Genomic DNA, 23,636 nt, shown 5'->3' with positions numbered 1-23,636 from the left:
TTGTGCCGACGGGTGGCGGGTCAGCGCCGCCGGAGGCTCGAGACCACCGAGCCGACGACAAGGATCACGCCCGCCGCGCCCAGCAGCACGATCAGGGCGACGCCCAGGTCGAACATCACGCCGGCGGAGACCGCGAGGATCCCCAGGCCGACCGCGATGACGATCAGCCCCCACACCGCCGTCCCGACCCGCGGACCGCGCCGCACGGGGGCGGCCTGCGCGGCCTGTGCGACCTGCAAGGCCTGGGCCGGCTGAGTCTGCGTCGGGGCAGCCGCGCCTTCGAGCCGGTCACCGGCCGGCGCCGTACCGGGCCGGTCGTCCGACGCCACGCCCGTCACCGGGTCCGACGTCGGGGTGGCCGCCTCGGGGGCCGGGTCACGCAGCGGGGCGAGCGGGTCGGAGTGGTCGGGCGCCGGGGCGTCCTGGACGGCGGCCGACGCGGCCTCCTCCTCCTGCACCCGTGCCGCGGCGACGCCGTACGCGGGGTGCACCTCGACCTCGGGCGCGGGCCCCGTGGGGATCCGCTGGGTGGCCTGGCTGATCTCCTGCGTCGGCGGGGTCTCCGCGGACGGCAGCACCTCGGTGGTGTCCGGATCCTGCGTGGTCTGGTTGTCCATGGCTTCGCTCGTGTCCCGGCCCTCCGGCCGACTGGTGGTGTCGCTCTGGTTCTCTCGGTCGTTCGGGTGCTCGGTCATGGGTTGCTCCCTGACTTGGTCTCGCTGACGATGACCTCGCCGGCCCCGGCCTCGATGTCGAGGCTGAGCACGGCGCCGTCGTCCCCTACCTCGTCGCTCGCGAAGTAGGCGTCGGTGCCGACGCCGCTGGCGGACCGGCCCTGGTTGTCGACGTTCCACTCGACGACACCCGCGGCGATGTAGGCGTTCGCCTCGACCGCCACGTCCGACGGCACCAGCACCTCGGTCGTGCCCGCTCCGAGCTGGATCGGCACCGTCACGGGCTCACCCGGCTCGACCTCGGACAGGTCGAGCTCGGAGAGGTCGATGACGGGTTCGCCCCAGCGGATGTAGAAGCCTCTCTGCGCCTCCCGCACGGTCTGCACGGTCACGGTGCCCTCGGTGAGAGTGGTCGCGTCGGGGTCGTTGGGCTCGTTCACGTACTCGCTGATCTCGCGGCTGCTCGTCACGGCGTCGTCCACCCAGCGCGGGCCCACCGCACCGGCGACCGTCACGTACGTGAGGCCGAACAGCATGGCCACGATCGCGAAGAACCCGAGCAGCCCGCTGGTGCGGCCGCGCATCGCGGAGATGAAGATCGCGACGCCCAGCACCACGGTCCCGATGCCCAGCCAGGTCGCCGCGAACCCGGCGTCACTGGGCAGCTCTCCGCCGTTCATGCGGTGCAGGGCGAGGAGCAGGGCGCCGGCCAGCAGGATGATGCCCACCGTGATGCCGACGAGGGTGCCGCCCGGACCGCGGTGCGGGCGGGCAGGAGGCGGGGTGTAGACCGGCTGCGGAGCCGGGGCCGCAGCCGGAGCAGGCCCGGACCAGTGGGGCGCCTGCGTCTGCCGGTGCGGGGCCGGTCCGGCGCCCGTGGCGTAGACCAGACCGTCGGACCGGCGGTAGTCGACCGGCGGAGCGGGCGTGAACGGTGCCGGCGTTCCGCCGGGGCTCGGTGTCCCGGGCATGGGCGTACCGGAAGCAGCGGGGCCAGACGGGGTCGGCACCGTCGGAACCTGCGCGGGGGCAGCGCCCGTGCGGCGGGCGGCGTTGTTCTCGCGCTGCCGCCGCACGCCCTGGACGATCAGGTAGACGACCCCGCCGACCACGGCCAGCCAGAAGAGGAAGTTCAGCAGCTGCAGCTCGGCGCCGCCCCACCCGCCCAGCGGGCCGCCCCAGGCGAAGCCCATGAGGAACACGGCCACCGAACCGAGCATCGCCACGTCGAAGTTGCCGCGCGCCGCCTCCTGCAGGTGGATCCGTCCGTCACGCTCCGGGAGCAGGGCCCACGCCGCGCCGTACAGGATCAGGCCGAGGCCGCCGAAGAAGATGCTCACGATCAGCAGGCCGCGCACCAGCAGCGGGTCCCAGCCCACCCGCTCGGCGAGACCGCCGGCGACGCCGCCCACCCAGCGCTGCTCGGAGCGCGGGAACAGGCCACGGCGGATCGATGCGAAGAAGCCGGACTCCGGGTAGGGCCGCTGTCCGGGTGGTACAGGTGCAGGACCGCTCGTCGGGGCGGTCGCTGGATCGGCAGCCGGCTCGAAGGCCGGGCCGGAGGTGCTGGCGTCCGGGCCGGCCGGCCCGGCGTTGGCCGGCCCGGCGTCGGCCGAGCCGCCAGGCTCACTCGTGGCGCCCTCTGGACGCGTCTCGTCGGTGCTCATGGTGACAATGCTGGTCGACCGGCGACCGATCCGGCATCGGGACCTGCCCTGAACCAACCCTGGTTCGGGTCGTGCGGGACCCTGAGATCCAGGCTCAGCCGTGTTCAGGGGGCCCCGAACGTGTGACGATCGGAGAGTGAACCAGAGACTTACCTTCCGCAGGCCCGCCTCGGCGGGGCCGGGATACAGCGGCCGCTGGGTGGCGGGTGTCGCCGCCGGCCTCGCGGCCCACCTGGGCGTACCCGTGTGGCTGGTCCGGGTCGCGTTCCTGATCCTCGTCTGGTTCGCCGGAGCCGGCCTGGTGGCCTACGTCTTCTGGTGGATCACCGTCCCCACGGGCTTCCCCACCGTGGCCGACGACGCCCTGCCCGCCGACCGCCGGCGGCTCGCCCCACGCCTGACGACCGACGCCGACGCCGACGCCGGTGCCGCGGACCGGACGGCATCGCTCGTCGACCGCGTGCGGCTCTCCGGACCGGTGTCCCGCCTCGCGGTCCGCGACATCTGGATCGGCGTGGTCCTGCTGTCGAGCGCCGCGCTCATGCTCGCGATCCGTGCCGACTGGGACCCGGTCGCATCCTGGGTGCTGCCCGCCCTGCTCGGCCTCGGCGGCGTGGCCCTGGCCTGGAGCCAGATCGACGCCACCGAACGCGGCCGCTGGGTCGACGGCACCACCACCGGCCTGCGATCGCGCACCGCGCTGCTCCGCCTCGCCGGCGGCGTGGTGCTCACCATGCTCGGCGTGCTGATGCTGGTGGGCCAGGACACCCCGGCGAGCGTGCTGATGCAGGCCACCATCGCCTCCGTGGCCATGGTCGCCGGCATCGCGCTCGTGTCGCTGCCCTGGTGGTTCCGGCTCGTGCGCCAGCTCGGCGACGAGCGCGCCGCCCACGCCCGCGAGGCCGAGCGCGCCGACATCGCGGCCCACCTGCACGACTCGGTGCTCCAGACCCTCGCCCTGATCCGCGCGCAGGCCTCCGACCCCGAGGCCGTCTCCCGCATGGCTCGCGCCCAGGAGCGCGAGCTGCGGGGCTGGCTCTACGACGACCGGCAGGAACCCGGCACCTCGGTGGCGGCGGAGCTCAAGGAGCTGGTGGCCGAGATCGAGGACGCCGTGGCACCGCTCACCGTGGAGACCGTCGTCGTCGGCGACGCCCCGCCCACCGAGGCGACGTCCGCCCTGCTGCAGGCCGCCCGCGAGGCGCTGCTCAACGCCTTCAAGCACGGCGCACCTCCCGTGTCCGTATACCTTGAGGTCACCGACGCCGTGGCCGAGGTGTTCGTCCGTGACCGCGGCACCGGGTTCGATCTCGACGAGATCGCCCAGGACCGGTTCGGCGTCCGGGAGTCGATCCTCGGCAGGGTCCGCCGGCGCGGCGGCACCGCCGAGGTCGTCAGCCGGCCCGGCTGGGGCACCGAGGTGCGGCTCCGGATGCCGCTGGACAAGCCTGCGAACGGCGAGAAGAAGACCGAGAAGAACGGCAGGGCACGGGCCACGACGGCCCCCAGCTCTGCCCCCACCACTGCGGAAGGCGCGACGAGATGACAACCCAGGCGACGCCGTCGGGCGGCAGCACGCAGGGCTCCGTGACCATCCCGGTGCCCGTCGTGCTCGTGGACGACCACCACCTGTTCCGCACGGGCGTGCGGGCTTCCCTGGACAACCGGGTGACCGTGGTGGGCGAGGCGTCCGACGTCGACTCGGCGGTGGCGCAGGTGCACCAGCACCGGCCGCCCGTCGTGCTGCTCGACGTGCACCTGCCCGGCGGCAACGGCGGCGGCGGCGCCGAGGTGGTGCAGCGCTGCGCCGACCTGCTCGCCGAGGGCGTGCGGTTCCTCGCCCTCTCCGTGTCCGACGCCGCCGAGGACGTCGTCGCCGTCATCCGGGCGGGCGCCCGTGGCTACGTCACCAAGAACATCGCACCGGCCGACCTCTCGTCGGCGGTGGTGCAGGTGGCCGGCGGCGACGCCGTGTTCTCGCCACGGCTGGCCGGGTTCGTGCTGGACGCGTTCGGTGCGTCCGCGAACGACATCGCCGTGGCCGACGACGAGCTCGACCGCCTCTCGAAGCGGGAGCAGGAGGTCATGCGCCTCATCGCGCGCGGCTACTCCTACCGTGAGGTCGCGAGCGAGCTGTTCATCTCGATCAAGACCGTGGAGACCCACGTGAGCGCGGTGCTCCGCAAGCTCCAGCTCTCCTCGAGATACGAGCTGACCCGCTGGGCGGTGGCCCGCCGCCTCCTCTGACGAGGCGGTGGGTGGAGTCGGGGATGAAGTCCGGGGGGTGGCGTTCTGCCTGGTGGCGGGCGTTGATACGCTCTGTGGCCCGACCCACCGAGACGAAGAAAACCAACCTCCATGCGGAGCAGTCGACTAGTCAGCCTCATGATCGCGGTGGTCGCCGCGATCATCTGGGTGGTGAGCACCTACGCGAACCCCTCGAACTCCTGGGATCCGGTGAACTTCGTGCTGCGGATCGCCGCGGGCGCCCTCACGGTCGCCGCTGCGGCCGAGTGGCTCGTGCTGAGCATCCGGGAGAGCCGGGGCGCCAAGGTCCGTGCACGAGGGTCCCACCTCGCGGCGGCGGTGCGCCGCAGCGCGGGCTCGAGGACCTTGCTCGACAACCTCCTGCGGGCCTCCGACGGTCGCCCCACCCCGGCGCAGGACCTCGCCGTCGTCGAGGGTGGCGGGGCGGTGCTGGTGGTCGCGTACCTGATGGAGCGAAAGGTGCGCCGGGTCTCGCTGCGGGTCGGTCTGGACCAGGCCTCCGCCGAGTCCCTCGAGGCGGTGCTGGGCGCTGCGCCTCACCGGCTGTTCGGCACGCAGCCGCCGACGCGCGGCGCGTTCGACCGGTCCTCGTACACACAGCTCGAGGGCGCCTCACGGTCCGGGGCCTGGAGCGTCGCGGTGCCGACGGCCGACGTCGACCTGCTCCGCTACGTCCTCGTGCGGGCAGAAGAGTTCCTGTGAGCCGGTAGGGCGGGACCACCTGGCTGGTGGTCCCGCCCTCGCAGTGCGACGACCGCCGGGCCGGCGGCTGTGCTGCCGGCCCGGCGGTGCGGGTCACCGCCCCGAGAGCGGCGGCGTGATCTGGACCAGGGCCGAGGTGTTGCCCTTGAAGGCCTTCTTGAGGTGGATCACGGTGCCGTAGCCGACACCGTCGTCCGCCGGGTCTCCGGTGCCGGTGATGGCGCCGATACCGAAGTCCTGCCCGAACTCGTCCGGCAGGAGCGCCCCGTTCTCGTCGACGATCCGCACCGTGTAGGGCGAGTTGTCGACGGACGGCACCACGGTCGACGCGTCGTTGTCACGGTAGAACAGGCTCCCGCCGTTGACCTCGATCCCGGGGTACCAGCCCGCGTCGTCGGTGAACGTGCGCACCGGCGCCTGCGCGTCGAAGTCCGTGCAGAACTCGACGGTGGTGTCGGCACCCGTGATGCACTCCGTGAACGGGTACGTCGGCCGCAGGCCGAACGCCACGTTCGAGGACTGCGGACGGGACGGCAGGTTCTTCAGCGTCGACGTGTCCGGCGTGGCCGACTCGTCGCGGCGCAGCGGGTCGAAGTGGCTGTCCACCAGCAGCAGACCGCCCTTCGCTCCGGTGCTCGGGAGCTCCGAGAGGTTGTTCAGCACGTGGTTCTGGCGGCCGAACGTCGTGTCCCGGTACCAGACGAGCATGCCCGGCGCGTTGTAGGCGAGCTTCTCCACCTTCCACGCGTCGGTCTCCGGAGCCGCGTACGTGGTGTCGTACGCGTACTTCAGGCCCTCGTCGAACCCGTCAAGGTTGCGCCACTCGACCAGGTAGAAGTGCTCCTGGACGGACGAGCCGGAGTAGGTGTGCCAGCCGTTGCCCGTGGTGTCCGTGAAGGTCGAGACCTCGGGGGTCCAGCCCGCCTCGCCCGACTCCACGTCGTCGCTCCACACGACCTCGCTGCCGCTCGTGAGCTCGAAGTCGTCGGAGAACCAGCCGCGGTCCTCGAACGCCGCGTCCGTGGCATAGCGCAGACGCAGCTGGACGGTCTGCCCGGCGAAAGCGGACAGGTCCACGTTCAGGTGCGCCCAGCCCTCGGTGGTGCCGGTGAGGCCGTACTTCTTGGTGCCGTAGTCGGCCATGCGGCCGTTCGGGTCCGCGTACCCGTCCGGTGTGGTGACCTCGGCACCGGCGTCGTCCAGGACCTTCTGCTCGTCCCAGGTGGCGCCGCCGTCGGTGGAGACCTCGACGAACCCGTAGTCCCAGTCGGCCTCGATGCTGTAGTCGGCCCAGAAGGAGAACGTGGCGTCCGCCGGGACGTCGAGCGTGCGGTTCAGCCGGATGTCGGCCCAGCTCTGGTCCGACCCGGTGTACCACATGGCCTCGCCGCTGTGCGGCTCGCCGAGCTCGATGCGCTTGTCCGGCAGGTTGATCTTGACGCCGTCCTCCGTCCCGCGGTGCGGGCGGGAGGCCTGGCCCACCTTGACGGCGAGCTTGTCGTCGCCAGGGTTCACCTCGACCGGGTCCACCCAGCCGAGCACCCACTTGTCCCAGATGCCCATGTGCGTGGGCATCGACTGGAAGATGGGTCCGGCGTGCGAGCCGGAGCTCATCAGGTCCCAGAAATCCACGTCGGAGTCGCCGCCGCTGGCCGTGTCGTACAGGTCGGGCAGGCCGAGGTCGTGGCCGTACTCGTGGGCGAACACGCCCACGCCGGAGTCCTCCGGCTGCACGATGTAGTTGGACAGCGTCAGGTCGGTGCCCGGGATGGGCGCGCCGCCGGGGACGTTCGACGAGTGGGCCCAGATGGCGTACGTGCCCTGCTCGCCGCCACCACCGGACTTGTCCTCACCCGCGTGGACGAGCACCACGTGGTCGATCACGCCGTCCGGCTCGTTGACGTTGCCGTCACCGTCCCGGTCGGACTGGTCCTCGATGTCGTAGTCGGCCCACGGGAAGTCGGGCTGCATCTCGGCGAGCTTCGCCACGGCGTCGATCGGCAGCTGCCCGGGACCGCTGGGGTTGTCCGGGTGCCCGTTCATGGTCTGGTAGGCACCGGCCTCCCACTCGCCCTCGTCGTTGAGGAAGCAGCGCTGCGCGCCGTACCAGGCCTCGGAGTGGGGCACCTTGACCCACGGTGTGGCCTCACCCGAGACGGTGTAGGCGTTGCGCGACATCTCCTCGTACATGTTCTTCATGGTGTAGCCGGAGATGTCGATGCCCGGGCGGCCGTCCGGCCCGGTGAGGTCGGGGCGCACCCGCTCGGTGATGCCTTCGTCCGTGAAGAGCATCTTGTCGAAGTGCTCCGACGAGAAGTCCTCGACCCACATCGTGTTGTTGTCCGGCTGAGATGCTTCCGCGGGGTTCGGGATGTTGTTGTGCAGCGGGCCGTTCTGGACGTTACCCGGCATGCATTCCGACGAGCCCCAGTAGGTGGGCACCATCTGGTCGGTGAAGTCGTCGTTCGCGTTCTCGTCGAACTCCACGAGGATGGTCAGGAGGCGAGCCTCCTGTGTGCTGGGCGCGCTCTTGTAGCGCGACTCCTTGATCTCCTTGGGGCTCTTGCCCGTGCGGATGGCCTGGCTCTCCAGCTTGGCGAGCTGCTCCGCCGCCGCCGGGTTGCCGCTGGAGAACTTCTTGGCGAGCTCGTCCGAGGCGGTCTGGACGGTGGCGTCGACGCCGACGCCGCTGCTGCCCTCCGCCTTGTGGACGATGGTGCGGCCGTCGGCGGTGATCTCGACGTCGTCGTCGATCTCGGGCTGGGCGGCGACGTCCGCGTAGTTGATGTAGTGCTCGGAGCTCTCGAAGGCCGAGCTCTCGATGGCCGTCGTACCGCTCCCGGTGGCCGACGCCGTCGTCGCCCCTCCGGTCGCGGCGAGCCCGGTGACGGTGAGCGCGATGACAGGAATCGCGGCCACCGTGCACCGAAGCGCACGGGTGGTGTGTGTTCTCATGCGTTCTCCCAGATCAGGCCGTCAACAGTGGTCGCGTGACGGCAGGGGCAGAAGGCCGCGGAATGTCGCGGCCTTTGCATGCCTACCGGAACTTGACCTATGACGAAAGGGGAACGGGGGCTTTTCCTGCCGTGTGGAGCGGAATTCACCCTGAAGAAATCCGTTGAGTGCTGGGTATCCGAGGGTTGATGGCCTTCGCGCCAACAGATACCCAGCACTCAACGAGCTTGGTGGGCCCAGGCCGGGGAGAGACGGACCACCGCGCCGACCACGACGACCGCCGGCGGCCGGACGCCGACCTCGGCCGCGCGGTCCGCGATGGTCGCCAGCGTGCCGACGGTGACGCGCTGTCCCGGTCCGTAACCGTCCTCGACCACGGCGACCGGAGTGTCGGCGGGGCGGTCGGCGGTCGTGAGCGCGGCAGTCGTCTCGGCCAGGCGGGTGACGCCCATGAGCAGCACGAGCGTGTGGTCGGGCCCGCCGGGTAGCTCGGCGGCCGCGCCCTCGCGGGGACCGGGGAGCGCGTCGTGCCCGGTCAGCACGCTGAAGCCGCGCGCGACGCCGCGGTGTGTGACCGGGATGCCCGCGGCGGCGGGCACCGAGACGGCCGACGTCACGCCAGGCACCACCTCGACCTCGATGCCCGCCGCGCGGCAGGCCGCGAGCTCCTCGCCGCCCCGGCCCAGCACGTACGGGTCACCACCCTTGAGGCGGACGACGTCGCTCCCGGCCTGGGCGTGCTGGATCAGCAGCGCGTTGATCTCGTGCTGCGGCACCGGGTGGTTGCCGCTGGTCTTGCCGACGTCGATGATCTCGACGTCGGGGGACAGCTCGCTCAGCAGGGCACGCGGACCGAGCCGGTCGACGACCACGACGTCGGCCTGCGCGAGGACCGAGCGGCCCCGCGCCGTGATGAGGCCGGGGTCGCCGGGCCCGCCGCCGACGAGCCAGACCCGGCCGAGCCCGTCGCTCGCCGCCGGGGGCCGGTGCCGGCGCAGCGGGAGCGTGCCGGACCGGAGCTGGGCCGCCACGGCGTCCCGGATCGCCAGCGCGCGCCGCGGGTCGCGGCCGGCGGTCACCGAGACGGTCACCTCGGCGTCGTCGGTCAGGGTGGTGCGGGCTACCGCTGGGACCCACGCGCTGCCCACGGAGGCGTCGCCGGCGGTGACGCAGAAGACGCGGGCGCGCTCGGCGTCGTCGGCCACCTGGTGGTCCACGCGCGCCGAACCCGTCGCCGTGTGCACGAGCCACGCCCCGTCGAGGTCGCCCGTGCGGTAGTCGCGCCGCACCCATTCCACCTCGGCCGGACCGGGGCCGTCCGAGGGCTCGGGAGCCTCCGCGGCGACGGGGATCCCGGACTCGGCGAGCACGGAGTGCGGCGTCACGAGACGGACGCGCGCCCCCGCGTCGACGAGCGAGCGCACGCGCCGCGCGGCGACGGGGCCGCCGCCGACCACCACGACGAGCCGGCCGGCGACCTTGAGGCCGAGCGGGTAGATGTCCTGCGTCCCGGCGTCAGACATGGAGACCGCACTCGTCCTTGTCGCGCCCGGCCCAGCGGCCGGAGCGGGCGTCCTCACCGGGCAGCGGCCGGGCCGTGCACGGCTCGCAGCCGACCGACGGGTAGCCGTCGGCGAGCAGGGGGTTCACGACGAGGCCGTGCCGGTTGGCGTACTCGGCGACCTGGTCGTCGCTCCACGCGGCGATCGGGTTGATCTTGACCACGCCGTTGCGCTCGTCCCAGCTCACGAGCGGAGCGTTGGCACGGGCCGCCGTCTCGCTGCGGCGCACGCCCGTCGCCCACGCCTCGTACTGCTCGAGCGCCTTCTGCATGGGCGCCACCTTGCGCATGGCGCAGCAGGCCTCGGGGTCGCGCTCGTGCAGGCGTGCCCCGTACGCGGCGTCCTGCTCGGCGACGGTCAGCTCGGGGCGCACGTCCACGACGTTGACGTCCATCTCGATCTCGACGGCGCCGCGGGTGCCGATCGTCTCCGCGAAGTGGTAGCCCGTGTCGCCGAACAGCACGTCCACGAACGGGAACTGCTCCGCCACCAGGTGCGAGAGCACGGTGTCCTGCATCGAGGAGGCCACCGCCATGTACGGCCCGAACTCCCGTACCGCCCACGCGATGACCGCCTGGGCGTCCGCCTCCGGCGTGCTCCCGCACGCGTTGAGCTGGGCCTGCCCGCGCTCCACCACGGCACGCAGTTCCTCGGGCGTCCGACGGCGGCGCCGGGCCCGGGCCGTCGGCCGCATCGCGCGGATGCTCTCGCGGGCGGCGGCGCGGGCCCGCACGCGCGCGAGGCGCGGGTTGATCACCGCGCCGTGCCCGGAGAGCGACAGAGAGGACGCGGGCGCTGCTTCCACGGTGGTCATCGCAAGGCCTCCTCGTCGGCGCGGTGCGCCCACTGCGCGAACGTCTCGTCGCCGTCGTGGTCGGCGTCGTACCGGCGTACCACGCGCTCCACGTAGTCGCCGATCCCGTCGGCCGTCACCTTGAGGCCGCGTACCGTGCGGCCCAGCCCGGCGTCGTCCCGCTCCACCGACGCGAGCCCGCCGCCGAGGTGCACCTGGAAGCCGGGGACCTGGTTGCCGTCGTCGTCCATCACGAGCTGGCCCTTGAGGCCGATGTCCGCCGTCTGGATGCGCGCGCAGGAGTTGGGGCAGCCGTTGACGTGCAGGGTCAGCGGCTTGAGGTCCTTGAGGTCCCCGAGCCGCTCCTCGAGCTGCGTGATCGCCTCGGCCGACGTCGCCTTGGTCTCGACGATCGCCAGCTTGCAGTACTCGATGCCGGTGCAGGCGATCGTGTTCCGGCGGAACAGGCTCGGGCGGGCGTGCAGGCCCAGCTCGTCCAGGTCGGCGATGAGCGGCTCGACCTGGTCCTCCGCGACGTCGAGCACCAGGAGCTTCTGCAGCGGCGTCAGCCGGACGCGCCGGCTGCCGTGCGCCTCGGCGACGTCGGCGAGCCGCGCCAGGTTCTCCCCGGAGACGCGGCCGACGGTCGGCGCGGCACCCACGTAGAACCGGCCGTCGTGCTGCTCGTGGACGCCCACGTGGTCGCCGCGCTCGGCCAGACCGAGCTCGGCGGGGGTGGGCGGGGCGTCGCCGTCGGTCATCCGGTAGCCCAGGTACTCGGTCTCGAGCACCTCACGGAACTTCTCGACGCCCCAGTCGGCGAGCAGGAACTTCAGGCGGGCCTTGTTGCGCAGCCTGCGGTAGCCGTAGTCGCGGAAGATGCTGACCACGCCGTGCCAGACCTCCGGGGCCTCCTCGGCCGAGACGAAGGCACCGAGCCGCTCCGCGAACCGCGGCGTGGTCGACAGCGCCCCGCCCACCCACACGTCGTAGCCGATGCCGCGCTCGGGGTGCTCGACGCCGACGAACGACACGTCGTTGATCTCGTGCACGACGTCGAGGCTCGGGTGGCCGGTGATCGCCGTCTTGAACTTGCGCGGCAGGTTCGCCAGCGCTGGGTCACCGATGAAGCGCTTCTGGATCTCCTCGATCACCGGCGTCGGGTCGATGAGCTCGTCCTTGGCGACCCCCGCGACCGGGCTGCCGAGGATGACGCGCGGCACGTCGCCGCAGGCCTCCGTGGTGCTCAGCCCCACGGCTTCGAGACGCCGCCAGATCTCCGGCACCGCCTCGACCTCGATCCAGTGGAGCTGGATGTTCTGCCGGTCGGTGATGTCGGCGGAGCCGCGGGCGAACTCGGTGCTGATGCCCGCGATGACCCGCAGCTGCTCCGTGCTCAGCGCCCCGCCGTCGATCCGCACGCGCAGCATGAAGTACTTGTCCTCGAGCTCGTGCGGTTCGAGGGTGGCGGTCTTGCCGCCGTCGATCCCGGGCTTGCGCTGCGTGTAGAGGCCCCACCAGCGGAAACGCCCGTGCAGGTCGTCGCCGGGGATCGAGTCGAAGCCGTCCTTGGCGTAGATCCGCTCGATGCGGTCGCGAACCTCCAGCGGGTCCGACTCGGCCTTGAACTCCTCGTTGTGGTTGAGCGGAGCGGGGCCGTCGATCTTCCACTGGCCGTTCGGGCGGGTAGGGCGCTTGGCGGCCCTGGCCGGGGCCTTGTCTGCGGTCTCGTCTGCGGCCTTGGCTGTGGATTGGGTCGGAGCAGGTGCGGTGTTGACCATGTGTGGGGTCCTGTTCGTGCGGGGCGCGCGGAGTCGAGCGAGAGCTGGGGGTGTGGTGCGCGTCGGGCGGGCACAGGTAGCCGATTCCCGGGGGCGACCAGGGACTCGGTGCTGCGGTTCGACGGCGGGTTGCGACCTTGCGGGGACGAGCGTGCAGGGGCGGGGGAGCGCGTCAGAGCTGACAGCTGCGACAGCAGTCGCAGGCACCGGTCGGCATGGCGCACATGGGCATGTCGTGACGGGTGGTCACGAGGGAGATGCGCGCTGCCTTGGTCATGGCGAAGACGTTAACCGCCGCTGGAGGAGGGCGGAAGGGGCGGTCCACATAGTGGATGCCTATTGCTCGCATCGATGGTGCCTATGCATGTCCGGTTCGTGGCTGACCATGGGGCAACGGCTCTCGCCCGGAAGGACGCTCGGGCCGGGCCGGCGGACCCCACGTGGTGGCACTCGTCACTACCGCGAAGCAGGCACGGTTTCGTGCCTCGACGGCGTCCGCCGCGGATAGGCTGACGGTCATGGAGTTCCTCTACAACGTCTTCGTGTTCCTGCACTTCGCGAGCTGGGCTCTCGTGTTCGGCGGCTCGATCGCGTCGCTGCGCACCAAGGCCCTCTACAAGGGCGTGTCGCACGGTGCCATGGGTGCCGCCGCTGCGGGCATCATCATGGTCGGCATCGCGGAGATGGGCGGTCTCTGGGACGACGGCGGCCCGTCGATGGCGAAGATCGGCGTCAAGCTGGTCGTCGCGCTCGCCGTCGCCGTGCTGGCCGTGCTGGCCGTGCGCAAGGGCGAGGACGTGTCCCCGGGCCTCAAGGGTTCCGTGCTCGGCCTCACCTTGGTAAACATCCTGGTCGCGGTGTTCTGGAACTGATCGTCTGACCGCTAGGGTGCCGCCGTGAGCGTTCTCGGAGAAGTCCTCGTCGGTGTGGCCATCCTGGTGGGCCTGATCGGCATCGTCGTTCAGGTGTTGCCGGGCTCCGTGCTGGTGCTCGGCGGCATCCTCGTGTGGGCGATCATGACCGGCGGTGTCGAGGCGTGGGTCGTGTTCAGCATCGCGGCGGTCGCTGTCGCCGTCGCGGAAGTGGCCCAGTGGGTGATCGCCGGCAAGCACATGCGCAAGGCCAAGGTGCCCTGGGTGACGCTCGCCGTCGGCGGCATCGCCGGCATCATCGGCTTCTTCGTGGTGCCGGTGATCGGCCTGTTCCTCTTCTTCGTCGGCGCGATCTTCCTGCTGGAGTGGGCCCGGCACAAGGACGTGCCGGCGGCCTGGAGGTCCACCAAGACGGCTGTCCAGGCCACCCTGATCACCATCGGCGTGCAGCTCGTGGGCGCCCTGCTCGCCTCGGGCGTCTGGGTGGTCGGCCTCTTCATCACGTGACGCAGCGAAAGTCCGCCACCAGAATGTGATCAGGCATGGTTTCGTACCCGAAACCATGCCTGATCACGTTCTCGAAGCGGACCTTTTGCGCCGCGCCGCGCCGCGCCGCGCCCTCACGCCCCCGGGATGTCGAAGACCAGCAGCGTGCTCGACGCCGTCGCGACGACCGCGCCCGTCGCGTCCCGCACGACGCCCTCGGTGAAGCCCACGCGCGAGCCCGCCTTGACCACCGTGCCCTCCGCGGTGAGCGGCCCACCGCCCCCGCGCACGGCTTTCACGTAGTTCACCTTGATCTCCACCGACGTGTACCCCTTGCCCTGGGGTAGCACCGACTGCATGGCGCAGCCGCACACCGTGTCCAGGAGCGTGCACATGACGCCCCCGTGGACCGTACCGATCGGGTTGTAGCCGGACTCGTCCGGCGTGCACGTGAACGTGACCCGCCCCTCTTCCACGACGTCGATGTCGAGGCCGAAGTGCGCGGCGATCGGCGGCGGCGGGATGACGCCGTCGCGCATCTGGCGCAGGAACTCGAGGCCGGGCATCGACGGTGCCCTGGCTGCGATCCGCAGCGGGTCGTACCAGGTCAGCTCGCGGGTGCGCGGCTCGCCCCAGCCCTCTGGCGTGGTGGCCGGGGCGTCGGACTGCTGTGTTTCGGACATGCTGGCAAGGGTAATGTCCGGGTCATGCAGGCCACCGACCTTCCCCTGATCCGTACCGTCTCGCGGCCCGCCGTCCACCCCGACGGCACCTGGGCCGTCGTGTCGGTGACCCGCCCCGATCTCGACGCCGACGCCACCGTCGGACAGCTCTGGCGCGTTCCCCTGGCCCCGGCCGGCAGGGCCGTCCCGGCCGGCGGGGCCGTCCCGACCGACACGCCCGACCAGCCCCGCCGCCTGACCCGAGGCTTCCGCGACACCGCTCCGCGCATCTCGCCCGATGGCGCCCTGGTCGCCTTCCTGCGCGCACAGCCCCAGGCCGCCCCGCAGCTCTGGGTGCTCCCGACGGCCGGCGGCGAGGCCGTCCAGGTCACCGAGCGCACCCTGGGCGTGAGCGACTTCCGCTGGTCGCCGGACGGCACGCGCCTCGCCTTCCTGAGCCGGGAGCCCGAGCCGGGCCGGTACGGCTCCGTCGAGGGCATCGCGGCGGGCGCCGAGGCCCCGCGCCGCATCACCGGGTGGAGCTGGACGCGCAACGGCGTCGGGTACCACCGGGACCGCCCGCAGCACGTGTTCGTGGTCGACGTGCCCGACGTCGCCGCCGAGCCGGTGGTGCAGCCGGCCCCGACCGCACAGGGCGAGGCCGAGCCGCGCCCCACGGTGCCGGAGCCGCTCCGGGTGACCACGGACGACGTCGACCACAGCGGGATCGCGTTCACGCCTGACGGGGGCTCGATCGGCGTCATCGCCGAGCGCGAGCAGGGGCAGGGCCAGGCGGGGCGCGGCGTAGTGCGCGTGCTGCCGCTCGCCGCACCGGCCGGCGGCGGCTCCGAGGTGGACCTCGGCACGCTCGCCCCGCAGTCGATCGCGTTCGGGCTGGGCGGTGAGCTGTACGTGGTCGCGCAGGACCTCGGCCCGGACGGCAAGGACTTCGTGGCGCGCAACGCGGCGCTGTACGTGCTGTCCGCGTGGGCCGACCCCGAGCCGCGCCGGCTCACCGACCCGGAGACCCAGGAGGTCGGCGGGGAGCCCCTGCCGATCGACGGCGGCGTGCTGCTCGCCCTCGCGAGCCGCGGCGCGCAGCACGTGGTCCGGGTCGCCGACGACGGCGTCACAACCCCACTGACCAGTGGCGATGTCGTGGTGGCGGAGTTCGGGGTCGGGGGCGGGACGCTCGCGGTGTCGTACGCGGACCCGGGCAGCTACGGCGACGTGGGCGTCGTGGACCTGGACACGGGCGGTGAGCTGCTCCGCCGCACGGACTTCTCCGCGCCGCTGCGCGCGACCGGGATCGTGACCCCCACCGAGCTCACCGTCACCGGGCGCGACGGGTATCCCGTGCACGGCTGGACGGCCGTGCCCGAGGGCACGGGCACCCACCCGACGCTGCTGATGATCCACGGCGGCCCGTACGCGTCCTACGGCGTGGGCCTGTTCGACGAGACGCAGGTGCTGGTCGACGCCGGGTACGCCGTCGTGTACTGCAACCCGCGCGGCTCGGCGGGCTACGGGCAGGCGCACGGCCGATCGATCCGGCAGGCCATGGGCACCGTGGACCTGCACGACGTGCTGGACTTCCTGGACGGCGCCGTGGCGGCGGACGGGCGCCTGGACGGGTCCCGTGTGGGCGTCCTGGGCGGCTCGTACGGCGGGTACCTCACGGCCTGGACGATCGCTAACGACCACCGCTTCGCCGGCGCGGTCGTGGAGCGCGGCTTCCTCGACCCGGAGGGGTTCTTCGGGACCAGCGACATCGGCTCGTTCTTCGGCCTGGAGTACGTGGGCGAGACGCCCGAGCGGATCGCCGCGCAGTCCCCGCAGGCCGTCGCGGGGCAGGTGCGCACCCCCACGCTGGTCATGCACTCCGAGCAGGACCTGCGCTGCCCGCTGTCCCAGGCGGAGCGCTACTACTCGACGCTCAAGCGGCACGGCGTGGAGACGGAGCTGGTGGTCTTTCCCGGCGAGAACCACGAGCTGTCCCGGACCGGTCGGCCGCGGCACCGGCAGCAGCGCTTCGACCTCATCCTGGACTGGTGGAAGCGCTACCTGCCGGTGGGATGAGAGCATCGACCCCGTGCAGATCATCACCACCCCGCTCGCTCAGCTCGACGTGACCATCGCCTACGGGGTCTGGAAGCTGCGCCAGGACGTGTTCGTCGTCGAGCAGGACTGCCCGTACGACGATCTGGACGGGCGCGACCTCGAGCCCACGACCGTGCAGGTCGTCGGGCTCGGGGAGGCGGCACCTGACTCCGTCTCCGACGGCGGCACGCGCGTGCTCGGCACCGCCCGGGTGCTCGACGACGGCGACGTCTGGCGCATCGGCCGTGTGGCCCTGGTCAAGGGCGCGCGCGGCAAGGGTCACTCCGACGAGCTGATGCGTGCGGCGCTGAAGTACATCGACGACGCCGGCGACCGCCGCGACGTGGTGCTGGACGCGCAGTCCCCGCTGACACGCTGGTACGGCAAGCACGGGTTCGAGCCGGACGGCGACGAGTTCCTCGAGGACGGTATCCCGCACACCCCGATGCGGCTGGAGCGCGGCTGACGGGTCAGTAGGCGCCGCGGCCCGAGACCACCGCGCGGGCGGTCTGCGCGAGGATCAGCAGGTCGAGGAACGGTGTCCAGTTCTCGGCGTAGTAGACGTCGAGCCGCACCGACTCCTCCCAGGACAGGTCCGACCGGCCCGTGACCTGCCACAGGCCCGTCATGCCCGGCTTGACCAGCAGCCTGCGCCGCATCCGCTCCTCGTAGGCCGCGACCTCGTGGGGCAGCGGCGGGCGAGGGCCGACGAGGCTCATGTGCCCGCACAGCACGTTGAAGAGCTGCGGCAGCTCGTCGAGCGAGTACCGGCGCAGGACGCGCCCGACCCGCGTGACCCGCGGGTCCGCGCGCATCTTGAACAGCGGGCCGGCCGCCTCGTTCGCGCCGGTCAGCGCGACCACGTCCCGGTCGGCCCCGACGTACATGGTGCGGAACTTGACCATCGGGAAGATGCGCCCGCCCCGGCCCACGCGGTGCGAGAGGTAGAACACCGGACCCCGGCTGGTCAGCGCCACCGCCAGCGCGATGGCCAGCAGGACCGGCAGGACCAGGAACGTCAGCAGGGCGGTCAGCCCCCAGTCCATGACCTGCTTCACGGAGAACTTGGGGCCCTCGAACCGGGGCGTGTCCACGTGCAGCAGGGACATCCCGGGAGCGGGGGACACGGTGATCCGGGGGACGGCCACGTCGGCCAGCTCGGCGGTGAGCATCAGGTCCACGCCGTACCGCTCGAGCTCCCAGCCCAGCCGCCGCACGACGTCGGCCGTGACCTCGTGCGAGCTGCACACCGCGACCGCGCCGGCACCCACCGCGTGCGCCGTCTGCCCGACGTCGTCGAGGTCGCCGAGCACGGGGACGCCGTTCACCTTCTCGCCGGGCCGCACGCCGCTGGTCGGCACGCAGACGCCGACCACGACGAACTCCTGTTCGGGCGAGCCGTTCAGCAGGCGGATCAGCCGCGCTGCCTGCTCGCGACCGCCGACCGCCAGGACGATGGTCAGGCCGCCCTCCCCGCGCCGGCGCTGGCGCAGCAGGTGCTGCCGCCAGGCGTAGCGCGACGCGACGAGTCCGACCATGCCGAGCGGTGCGGCGACCAGCAGCAGGGTGCGGGCCTCGGAGTAGGTGGTGATCCAGGCGAGCAGGACGATCAGGCTGAACGACTTCCATGTCGCGTCGAGCACGCGCTGGTACTCGGACATGCCGCGGCCGAAGAAGCGCACATCGTACGCACGGTTGGTCGCCAGGGCGGCCAGCCAGGCGATCGCGAGCAGCAGCACGACGCCCGAGTGCGTCATCAGGCCGCTCGTGGACCAGGGCGAGGTGGTGTCGAGCGCGAGCTGCAGACCGTACGCCGTGACCAGGGTCGCCCCGATGACGGCGGCGTCGGTCAGCCGCAGCCGAGCCTTGTACCCGGCTTGCCAGCCGGTCCGGGCCCGCGGGGCCGAGACGACGCGGAGCGGTCGGACGTCGGAGTCGTCGGCGGTAGGGGGAGCACCATGGTTCGACGAGAAGCCGTCGCGCACCGGAAAGAGAAGCGGCGGCTTGCCGTCAACCGAGTGTGTGGTCACGCTCGATCCCTTCGGTTCCTGCTGGCGTGGCTGGTCGCGCGGGCGCATGGCGCCCGGGCGCCCAGGGCGTCGGTGGTGGGTGGTCCCGCGGAGCTCTCCGGGCGGCGCAGCCGCCGGTGGCTGGTGCCAACGTACGGTGAAGTCGGGGGCAACGCGGCGTGAACCAGGAGAAGTCACCCGCTGATTCGTACCTTTCACCCGGTGTGAAGGCTATTTACCGAGAAGGACCGATTTTTCACCCTGAATTCGCGGCGGCCGGAGATCACCCGGCCGCGCGCCTCCGGTGCGGCTTCCGGCTGGCACAGTTGGCGGTCATGACGACGGTTCTTCTCGCGCACGCCTCCGTGGAGCTCTACGGTTCCGACCTTCAGCTCGTGGAGACGGCGGTCGGTTGCCTCGACGCGGGCGCGGACGTCGTGGTGCTGCTGCCGGGCGAGGGGCCGCTCGCCGAGCGGATGCGCGACGTCGGCGCGCGCGTGGAGACCCTCGACGTACCGGTGCTGCGCAAGGCGCACCTCACGCCGCGCGGCGTCGTCGCGCTGGGGAGCCGCACGCTCCGCGCCCTCGGCCCGATGGTGCGGCTGATCCGGCGTCTCCGACCGGACACCGTGCTGGTCAACACGCTCACGATCCCCGCGTGGCTGGTCGCCGCCCGGCTCGCCGGGGCCGCACCCGTGTGCCACGTGCACGAGGCGGAGGCGGACGCGCGGTGGGTGGTCCGCGTCGGCCTGGCGGCCCCGCTGCTGCTTGCCCGCGACGTCGTGGTGAACTCGGCGGCGGCCCGCGACGTGGTCGTGTCGGCCGTCCCCGCACTGAGCCGGCGGACGCGGGTCGTCTACAACGGGGTGCCGGGACCGCCGCTCGGCGCCTCGTCGTCCGTGGAGGACGGTGGCCCGGCTGCCGACGCGGCCCACGTCGTGCTGGTCGGCCGCCTGTCGCCACGCAAGGGCTCGGACGTCGCGCTCGAGGCGGTGGCTCGCCTGCGCCGGGCCGGTCGGGACGTGCGGCTCACGCTGTGCGGGTCGGTGTTCGCCGGCTACGAGTGGTTCGAGGACCAGCTCCGGGCACGGGCCGACCAGGAGGACCTGGCGGGCGCGGTCGAGCTCGTCGGGTACGCGGACCCGTGGGTGTGGTTCGCGCGAGCGGACGTCGTCGTCGTGCCGTCCCGGGTCGAGCCGTTCGGGAACGTGGCCGTACAGGCGATGCTCGCGGGGCGGCCCCTGGTGGCCAGCCGCACCCAGGGGCTGGCCGAGATTGTCCACGACGGCGAGACGGGTCTGCTCGTACCGCCGGACGACCCGGCGGCGCTGGGCGAGGCGGTCGCCGCGCTGCTGGACGACCCGGCGCGTGCCTCCGCCATGGCGGACGCCGGGCGACAGGACGCGGCGGAGCGGTTCGGGGCGCAGCGGTACCGCGCGCAGATGGGACGGCTGCTGGTGAGCAGGCGCCGGGTCGTCCGGTTCGTGCGCACGAAGCGTCAGGTGGGTTAAAAAACGCAATACCTGCTAGATGTGCCACAGCGCACAAAGACTGCCTTATGTGGGTGAAATGGCTGTCCTGGGCTGTTCTGCGCATCTGGGTCGATCTACGCTCCCGGAATGCCCCCGAGAACCCTGCACATCGCGATGGTCGGTACCCGCGGTGTCCCTGCACGCTACGGAGGGTTCGAGACGGCGGTGGAGGAGATCGGGGCGAGGCTCGCGGAGCGCGGGCACCGGGTCCGGGTCTACTGCCGCCGGGGCCTCACGGTGCGTGACGCTCCCGCGCCGCCCCTCACCCACCACCTGGGCATGGAGCTCGTCACCCTGCCGGCCCTGCGGCGCCGCTCCCTGGAGACGCTGAGCCACACCGCGCTGTCCGTCGCGCACCTTGCGGCGCGGCGCGCCGATGTCGCATTCGTGTTCAACGCCGCCAACGCGCCGTTGCTGCCGGTGCTGCGCGGGGTGCGCATCCCGGTCGCCACGCACGTCGACGGACTGGAATGGCGTCGCGCCAAGTGGGGACCGACCGGCCGGAGGTACTACCGTGCCGCCGAGACGGCGGCCGTCCGACTCTCGGACGCCCTGATCGCCGACGCACCGGGCATCGCGGACTACTACCGTGACGAGTACGACGCGGACAGCCGGCTCATCACCTACGGAGCACCCGACCTGAGCGGCGTCGGGCACGAGCGGCTGGCCGAGCTCGGTCTGAAGCCCGGCGGCTACCACCTGGTGGTCGCCCGGTTCGAACCGGAGAACCACGTCGACGTGATCGTCGAGGGGTACGTGGCGAGCGGTGCGGTCCGCCCGCTCGTCGTCGTCGGATCCGCGCCCTACGCGCACGAGTACACCGAGCGCATCACCGCGCTCGCTGCGGGCGACCCCAGGGTGCGCCTCCTGGGCGGTGTGTGGGACCAGAGCCTTCTCGACCAGCTGTACGTGGGCGCCCTCACCTATCTGCACGGGCACTCCGTGGGCGGCACCAACCCCTCGCTGCTGCGCGCGATCGGCGGCGGCACGGCGACCGCCGCGTACGACGTCGCGTTCAACCGCGAGGTGCTCGGCTCCGCCGGGCGGTACTTCCGCACCCCCGCCGACGTCGGCGCGCGGGTCACCGAGGCCGAGGACGACGTCGCCGGCTGCGCGGACCGGGGCAAGGCCCTCGCCGAACGCGCCACCACGTACGACTGGGACGCCGTCACCGACGGGTACGAGCAGCTCGCCCACGACCTCGCCGCCCGCACGACGCCCGGCCCTCAGCCGTTCGCTCGTCGCAAGCACGCCGAGCAGTGGGCCTGGTCCGCGCCAACCGTGCCGGCGGTGGACCAGTCGGCAGCCGCTCCCGCCGACATTCCCGCCGAGCGATCCTGAGGGGTCAGGTCTGATGAGTACAGCCATTCGTGAGCCGTACGGCGAGGTGCTCGCCCGGCTCGGCACGGCGCAGAAGGGTGCCGCCCGCGGAGCCCCGGCATACTCCCGGTTTGTGAACCGCCGCATCGGACGGTATCTCGCGGCGGCGGCATACCGGGCGGGGCTCTCCCCGAACGCAGTCACGGGCGTGAGCGCGCTATTCACCTTCAGCGGCATCGCGTTGCTGATCGCGCTGCCGCCGTCGTGGGGTCAGGGCACTGCCGTAGCCGTCTTGCTCGTCCTCGGCTACGCCTGGGACTCGGCCGACGGGCAGGTAGCACGCCTGACAGGCCTCGGCAGCCCGGCGGGCGAATGGCTCGACCACGCAGTCGACGCGGTAAAGGTGGTGACCCTCCCGCTCGCGTTGGCGGTAGGCCTTGCGGTGCACGATGTCGTGGCGCCGGCCTGGCTGCTCGTCCCCCTTGTCTCCGCGATCACCAGCAGCGTCCTGTTCTTCGCAATGATCCTTACCGACCAGATCCGCCGGGCGCACGGCGTGCAGTCGCAGGCGCCGACCGACGGCCGGTTCCCGTGGCTTCGGTCCGTCCTGGTGCTTCCCACCGATTACGGCGTGCTGTGCTGGACTTTCCTGCTGCTCGGGGCGCCCACCGTCTTCCTGTCGGTGTACGCGACGATCACCGTCTGCACGACTGCGTTCCTGGCACTCGCCCTGGTCAAGTGGTTTCGCGAGGTGCGCGAGCTGTGAACGTCGTCGGCTACGCACCGGGCGCCTGGGACATGTTCCACGTGGGCCACCTGAACGTCCTGCGGCATGCCCGGAGCAACTGTGACTACCTGGTGGCAGGGGTGGTCGATGACGACATGCTGGAGCTTGCGAAGGGACGTCGTCCGGTGGTCCCCGTGATCGAGCGGGCCGAGATCGTGCGCCATGTCGTGTACGTGGACGAGGTGTTCGTCGAGACCCAGCCGGACAAGATCGAGACCTGGCGACGGCGGCCCTTCGACGTGTTCTTCAAGGGCGACGATTGGAAAGGGACAGCCAAGGGGCGTGACCTGGAGCGCAGGTTCGCCGATGTCGGGGTCGACGTCGTGTACTTCCCGTACACGGTGCACACCTCGAGCACGGTCCTGCGGCGCGCTTTGGAGCTGCTTGAGGGCGATGTGACCGGCAGGAGCGAGGTGCGGTGAGCGGGGTGCCATCTGTGCAAGGCAGAATCGTTCCCGTCAACAAGGACGAACGCCGCGGTCTGCCCGAGCACGTTTCCAGGTCGAAGCACGAGCGTCCACGGTGACTTCGCTGAATGACGGCGGAGCCGGCGTGCGGCAGTCGACCGCGCTCGACGACGTGGCGGTGATCGTCGTCAACTACGGCTCCTCGGACCTGCTCGCGTCCAACCTGCCCCGCACCGTCGGCGACAGCGGCGTGCGCGTGGTGGTCGTGGACAGCCTCAGCGACACGGCGGAGCGGACGGCCGTGACCCGCCTGGCCGCCGACCACGGCTGGGACCTACTGACCCCCGCGAGGAACGTCGGGTTCGGCGGCGGCTCGAACCTCGGCGCGGCGCACGCGCTCGCGGCCGGCTCCCGCGTGCTCGTGTTCCTCAACCCCGACGCCTGGACCGACCCGGCAGGGCTGACGGCGCTCGCCTCGGCAGCGCGCGCGGGGGAGCGGGTGCTCGTCGCCCCCGTGATCCACCGGCCCGACGGCAGCGTCTACTCGCGCGGCCTGACCTACCTCCACCTGTCCGACGGCACCATGAGCGGCCGGCGCAGGTCACCCGACGACGTCCCGTGGCTCAGCGGGGCGTGCGTCGCCGTCGGTGGCGCCTTCTGGGAGGAGATCGGCGGTTTCGACGAGGACTACTTCCTCTACTGGGAGGACGTCGACCTGTCGTGGCGGGCCACGACGCTCGGCGCACGCCTCGAGGTGGTCGACGACGCCCACGTGGTGCACGACGAGGGCGGGACCCAGGAGTCCACCGGCCGGGCCAAGAGCGAGACGTACTACCGGTACGACATCCGCAACCGGATGCTGTTCGCGCGCAAGAACCTCGGCCCGGCCGGGGTGCGGCGGTGGCGGCGCTCGCTGGCCCCGGCGGCGTGGGCCGTCGCGCTGCGCGGTGGGCGGCGGCAGTTCGTCGAGGGTGTCGGGCCGTGGCGCGGGGTGGCGCGGGGGGTCGTGGAGGCCCTGGGTATGCGGTGACGCAGTGGGAATGGGCGGACGTGACGAGG

Annotated in this window: 20 protein-coding genes; 12 read left to right on the top strand and 8 right to left on the bottom strand. The window is 72.0% G+C overall.

The window, feature by feature from the left end; genetic code table 11:
* Nucleotides 1-20: 20 nt before the first annotated feature.
* Entirely contained in the window at nt 21-695 is a 675-nt protein-coding gene (locus ACYVK7_RS25265) for a hypothetical protein (protein WP_460890493.1), read from the bottom strand.
* Complete coding sequence (locus ACYVK7_RS25260) at nt 692-2,341, bottom strand: PspC domain-containing protein (RefSeq protein ID WP_460890492.1); 1,650 nt, start codon at nt 2,339-2,341, stop codon at nt 692-694. Before ACYVK7_RS25260 ends, ACYVK7_RS25265 begins: the two co-directional genes overlap by 4 nt.
* 136 nt (nt 2,342-2,477) lie before the next feature.
* On the opposite strand from ACYVK7_RS25260, the gene ACYVK7_RS25255 reads away from it, so the two are divergent.
* The 3 genes from ACYVK7_RS25255 to ACYVK7_RS25245 all read left to right on the top strand — a co-directional run bounded on the left by ACYVK7_RS25255 (nt 2,478) and on the right by ACYVK7_RS25245 (nt 5,311).
* Entirely contained in the window at nt 2,478-3,887 is a 1,410-nt protein-coding gene (locus ACYVK7_RS25255) for a sensor histidine kinase (protein ID WP_460890491.1), read from the top strand.
* On the top strand, nt 3,884-4,588 hold the full coding sequence (locus ACYVK7_RS25250) for a LuxR C-terminal-related transcriptional regulator (protein WP_460890490.1): 705 nt from the start codon (nt 3,884-3,886) through the stop codon (nt 4,586-4,588). Before ACYVK7_RS25255 ends, ACYVK7_RS25250 begins: the two co-directional genes overlap by 4 nt.
* Before the next feature lie 111 nt (nt 4,589-4,699).
* Nucleotides 4,700-5,311: a hypothetical protein gene (locus ACYVK7_RS25245; protein WP_460890489.1), complete on the top strand. Its 612-nt coding sequence runs from the start codon at nt 4,700-4,702 to the stop codon at nt 5,309-5,311.
* Nucleotides 5,312-5,404: 93 nt separating this feature from the next.
* Here ACYVK7_RS25245 and ACYVK7_RS25240 read toward each other — a convergent pair whose 3' ends face one another.
* From ACYVK7_RS25240 to ACYVK7_RS25225, 4 genes are all read right to left on the bottom strand, one after another.
* Nucleotides 5,405-8,266, bottom strand: coding sequence for an immune inhibitor A domain-containing protein (locus ACYVK7_RS25240; protein WP_460890488.1), 2,862 nt, complete (start codon nt 8,264-8,266; stop codon nt 5,405-5,407).
* A 218-nt stretch (nt 8,267-8,484) separates the two neighbouring features.
* On the bottom strand, nt 8,485-9,789 hold the full coding sequence (gene cobA, locus ACYVK7_RS25235) for a uroporphyrinogen-III C-methyltransferase (protein WP_460890487.1): 1,305 nt from the start codon (nt 9,787-9,789) through the stop codon (nt 8,485-8,487).
* Nucleotides 9,782-10,642, bottom strand: a complete 861-nt coding sequence (locus ACYVK7_RS25230) for a phosphoadenylyl-sulfate reductase (RefSeq protein ID WP_460890486.1) — start codon at nt 10,640-10,642, stop codon at nt 9,782-9,784. The genes cobA and ACYVK7_RS25230 overlap by 8 nt, the downstream gene beginning before the upstream one ends.
* A complete protein-coding gene (locus ACYVK7_RS25225; protein ID WP_460890485.1) occupies nt 10,639-12,402 on the bottom strand; it encodes a nitrite/sulfite reductase in 1,764 nt (587 codons plus the stop codon). The genes ACYVK7_RS25230 and ACYVK7_RS25225 overlap by 4 nt, the downstream gene beginning before the upstream one ends.
* A gap of 518 nt (nt 12,403-12,920) precedes the next feature.
* Here ACYVK7_RS25225 and ACYVK7_RS25220 point away from each other — a divergent pair.
* Nucleotides 12,921-13,274 carry a hypothetical protein gene (locus ACYVK7_RS25220; RefSeq protein ID WP_460890484.1) on the top strand — a complete coding sequence of 118 codons (354 nt, stop codon included), beginning with the start codon at nt 12,921-12,923 and terminating at the stop codon, nt 13,272-13,274.
* A 24-nt stretch (nt 13,275-13,298) separates the two neighbouring features.
* Nucleotides 13,299-13,781, top strand: a complete 483-nt coding sequence (locus tag ACYVK7_RS25215; RefSeq protein WP_460890483.1) for a DUF456 domain-containing protein — start codon at nt 13,299-13,301, stop codon at nt 13,779-13,781.
* Between the two features lie 113 nt (nt 13,782-13,894).
* On the opposite strand, the gene ACYVK7_RS25210 is transcribed toward ACYVK7_RS25215, so the two are convergent.
* A complete protein-coding gene (locus tag ACYVK7_RS25210; RefSeq protein WP_460890482.1) occupies nt 13,895-14,443 on the bottom strand; it encodes a PaaI family thioesterase in 549 nt (182 codons plus the stop codon).
* A 24-nt stretch (nt 14,444-14,467) separates the two neighbouring features.
* Between ACYVK7_RS25210 and ACYVK7_RS25205 the strand changes: the two genes are divergently transcribed.
* Both ACYVK7_RS25205 and ACYVK7_RS25200 read left to right on the top strand, forming a co-directional pair.
* Nucleotides 14,468-16,501, top strand: a complete 2,034-nt coding sequence (locus ACYVK7_RS25205; protein ID WP_460890481.1) for a S9 family peptidase — start codon at nt 14,468-14,470, stop codon at nt 16,499-16,501.
* A 13-nt stretch (nt 16,502-16,514) separates the two neighbouring features.
* Nucleotides 16,515-16,988: a GNAT family N-acetyltransferase gene (locus ACYVK7_RS25200; protein ID WP_460890480.1), complete on the top strand. Its 474-nt coding sequence runs from the start codon at nt 16,515-16,517 to the stop codon at nt 16,986-16,988.
* Between the two features lie 4 nt (nt 16,989-16,992).
* On the opposite strand, the gene ACYVK7_RS25195 is transcribed toward ACYVK7_RS25200, so the two are convergent.
* Nucleotides 16,993-18,552, bottom strand: coding sequence for a sugar transferase (locus ACYVK7_RS25195; protein WP_460890479.1), 1,560 nt, complete (start codon nt 18,550-18,552; stop codon nt 16,993-16,995).
* Nucleotides 18,553-18,866: 314 nt separating this feature from the next.
* Between ACYVK7_RS25195 and ACYVK7_RS25190 the strand changes: the two genes are divergently transcribed.
* From ACYVK7_RS25190 to ACYVK7_RS25170, 5 genes are all read left to right on the top strand, one after another.
* Nucleotides 18,867-20,042 carry a glycosyltransferase family 4 protein gene (locus ACYVK7_RS25190; RefSeq protein WP_460890478.1) on the top strand — a complete coding sequence of 392 codons (1,176 nt, stop codon included), beginning with the start codon at nt 18,867-18,869 and terminating at the stop codon, nt 20,040-20,042.
* 108 nt (nt 20,043-20,150) lie between these two features.
* Nucleotides 20,151-21,404, top strand: coding sequence for a DUF1972 domain-containing protein (locus ACYVK7_RS25185; RefSeq protein WP_460890477.1), 1,254 nt, complete (start codon nt 20,151-20,153; stop codon nt 21,402-21,404).
* A 13-nt stretch (nt 21,405-21,417) separates the two neighbouring features.
* Nucleotides 21,418-22,149: a CDP-alcohol phosphatidyltransferase family protein gene (locus tag ACYVK7_RS25180; protein WP_460890476.1), complete on the top strand. Its 732-nt coding sequence runs from the start codon at nt 21,418-21,420 to the stop codon at nt 22,147-22,149.
* A complete protein-coding gene (locus ACYVK7_RS25175; protein ID WP_460890475.1) occupies nt 22,146-22,592 on the top strand; it encodes an adenylyltransferase/cytidyltransferase family protein in 447 nt (148 codons plus the stop codon). The genes ACYVK7_RS25180 and ACYVK7_RS25175 overlap by 4 nt, the downstream gene beginning before the upstream one ends.
* Nucleotides 22,593-22,692: 100 nt before the next feature.
* The gene (locus ACYVK7_RS25170) at nt 22,693-23,607 is read left to right on the top strand and encodes a glycosyltransferase (protein ID WP_460890474.1); all 915 of its coding nucleotides are present in this window, start codon (nt 22,693-22,695) and stop codon (nt 23,605-23,607) included.
* Nucleotides 23,608-23,636: the final 29 nt, after the last annotated feature.

This window comes from Promicromonospora xylanilytica (assembly GCF_054782895.1).
Note: the sequence above shows the minus strand (reverse complement) of the source record. Positions and strands in the feature narration are given on the sequence as shown.

Excerpts from the sequence above, each read along its gene's own strand:
- ACYVK7_RS25265 (WP_460890493.1), bottom strand. The coding sequence starts at position 695 with ATGACCGAGCACCCGAACGACCGAGAGAACCAGAGCGACACCACCAGT.
- ACYVK7_RS25260 (WP_460890492.1), bottom strand. The coding sequence starts at position 2,341 with ATGAGCACCGACGAGACGCGTCCAGAGGGCGCCACGAGTGAGCCTGGC.
- ACYVK7_RS25250 (WP_460890490.1), top strand. The coding sequence starts at position 3,884 with ATGACAACCCAGGCGACGCCGTCGGGCGGCAGCACGCAGGGCTCCGTG.
- ACYVK7_RS25245 (WP_460890489.1), top strand. The coding sequence starts at position 4,700 with ATGCGGAGCAGTCGACTAGTCAGCCTCATGATCGCGGTGGTCGCCGCG.
- ACYVK7_RS25240 (WP_460890488.1), bottom strand. The coding sequence starts at position 8,266 with ATGAGAACACACACCACCCGTGCGCTTCGGTGCACGGTGGCCGCGATT.
- cobA (WP_460890487.1), bottom strand. The coding sequence starts at position 9,789 with ATGTCTGACGCCGGGACGCAGGACATCTACCCGCTCGGCCTCAAGGTC.
- ACYVK7_RS25230 (WP_460890486.1), bottom strand. The coding sequence starts at position 10,642 with ATGACCACCGTGGAAGCAGCGCCCGCGTCCTCTCTGTCGCTCTCCGGG.
- ACYVK7_RS25225 (WP_460890485.1), bottom strand. The coding sequence starts at position 12,402 with ATGGTCAACACCGCACCTGCTCCGACCCAATCCACAGCCAAGGCCGCA.
- ACYVK7_RS25220 (WP_460890484.1), top strand. The coding sequence starts at position 12,921 with ATGGAGTTCCTCTACAACGTCTTCGTGTTCCTGCACTTCGCGAGCTGG.
- ACYVK7_RS25210 (WP_460890482.1), bottom strand. The coding sequence starts at position 14,443 with ATGTCCGAAACACAGCAGTCCGACGCCCCGGCCACCACGCCAGAGGGC.
- ACYVK7_RS25205 (WP_460890481.1), top strand. The coding sequence starts at position 14,468 with ATGCAGGCCACCGACCTTCCCCTGATCCGTACCGTCTCGCGGCCCGCC.
- ACYVK7_RS25190 (WP_460890478.1), top strand. The coding sequence starts at position 18,867 with ATGACGACGGTTCTTCTCGCGCACGCCTCCGTGGAGCTCTACGGTTCC.
- ACYVK7_RS25185 (WP_460890477.1), top strand. The coding sequence starts at position 20,151 with ATGCCCCCGAGAACCCTGCACATCGCGATGGTCGGTACCCGCGGTGTC.
- ACYVK7_RS25180 (WP_460890476.1), top strand. The coding sequence starts at position 21,418 with ATGAGTACAGCCATTCGTGAGCCGTACGGCGAGGTGCTCGCCCGGCTC.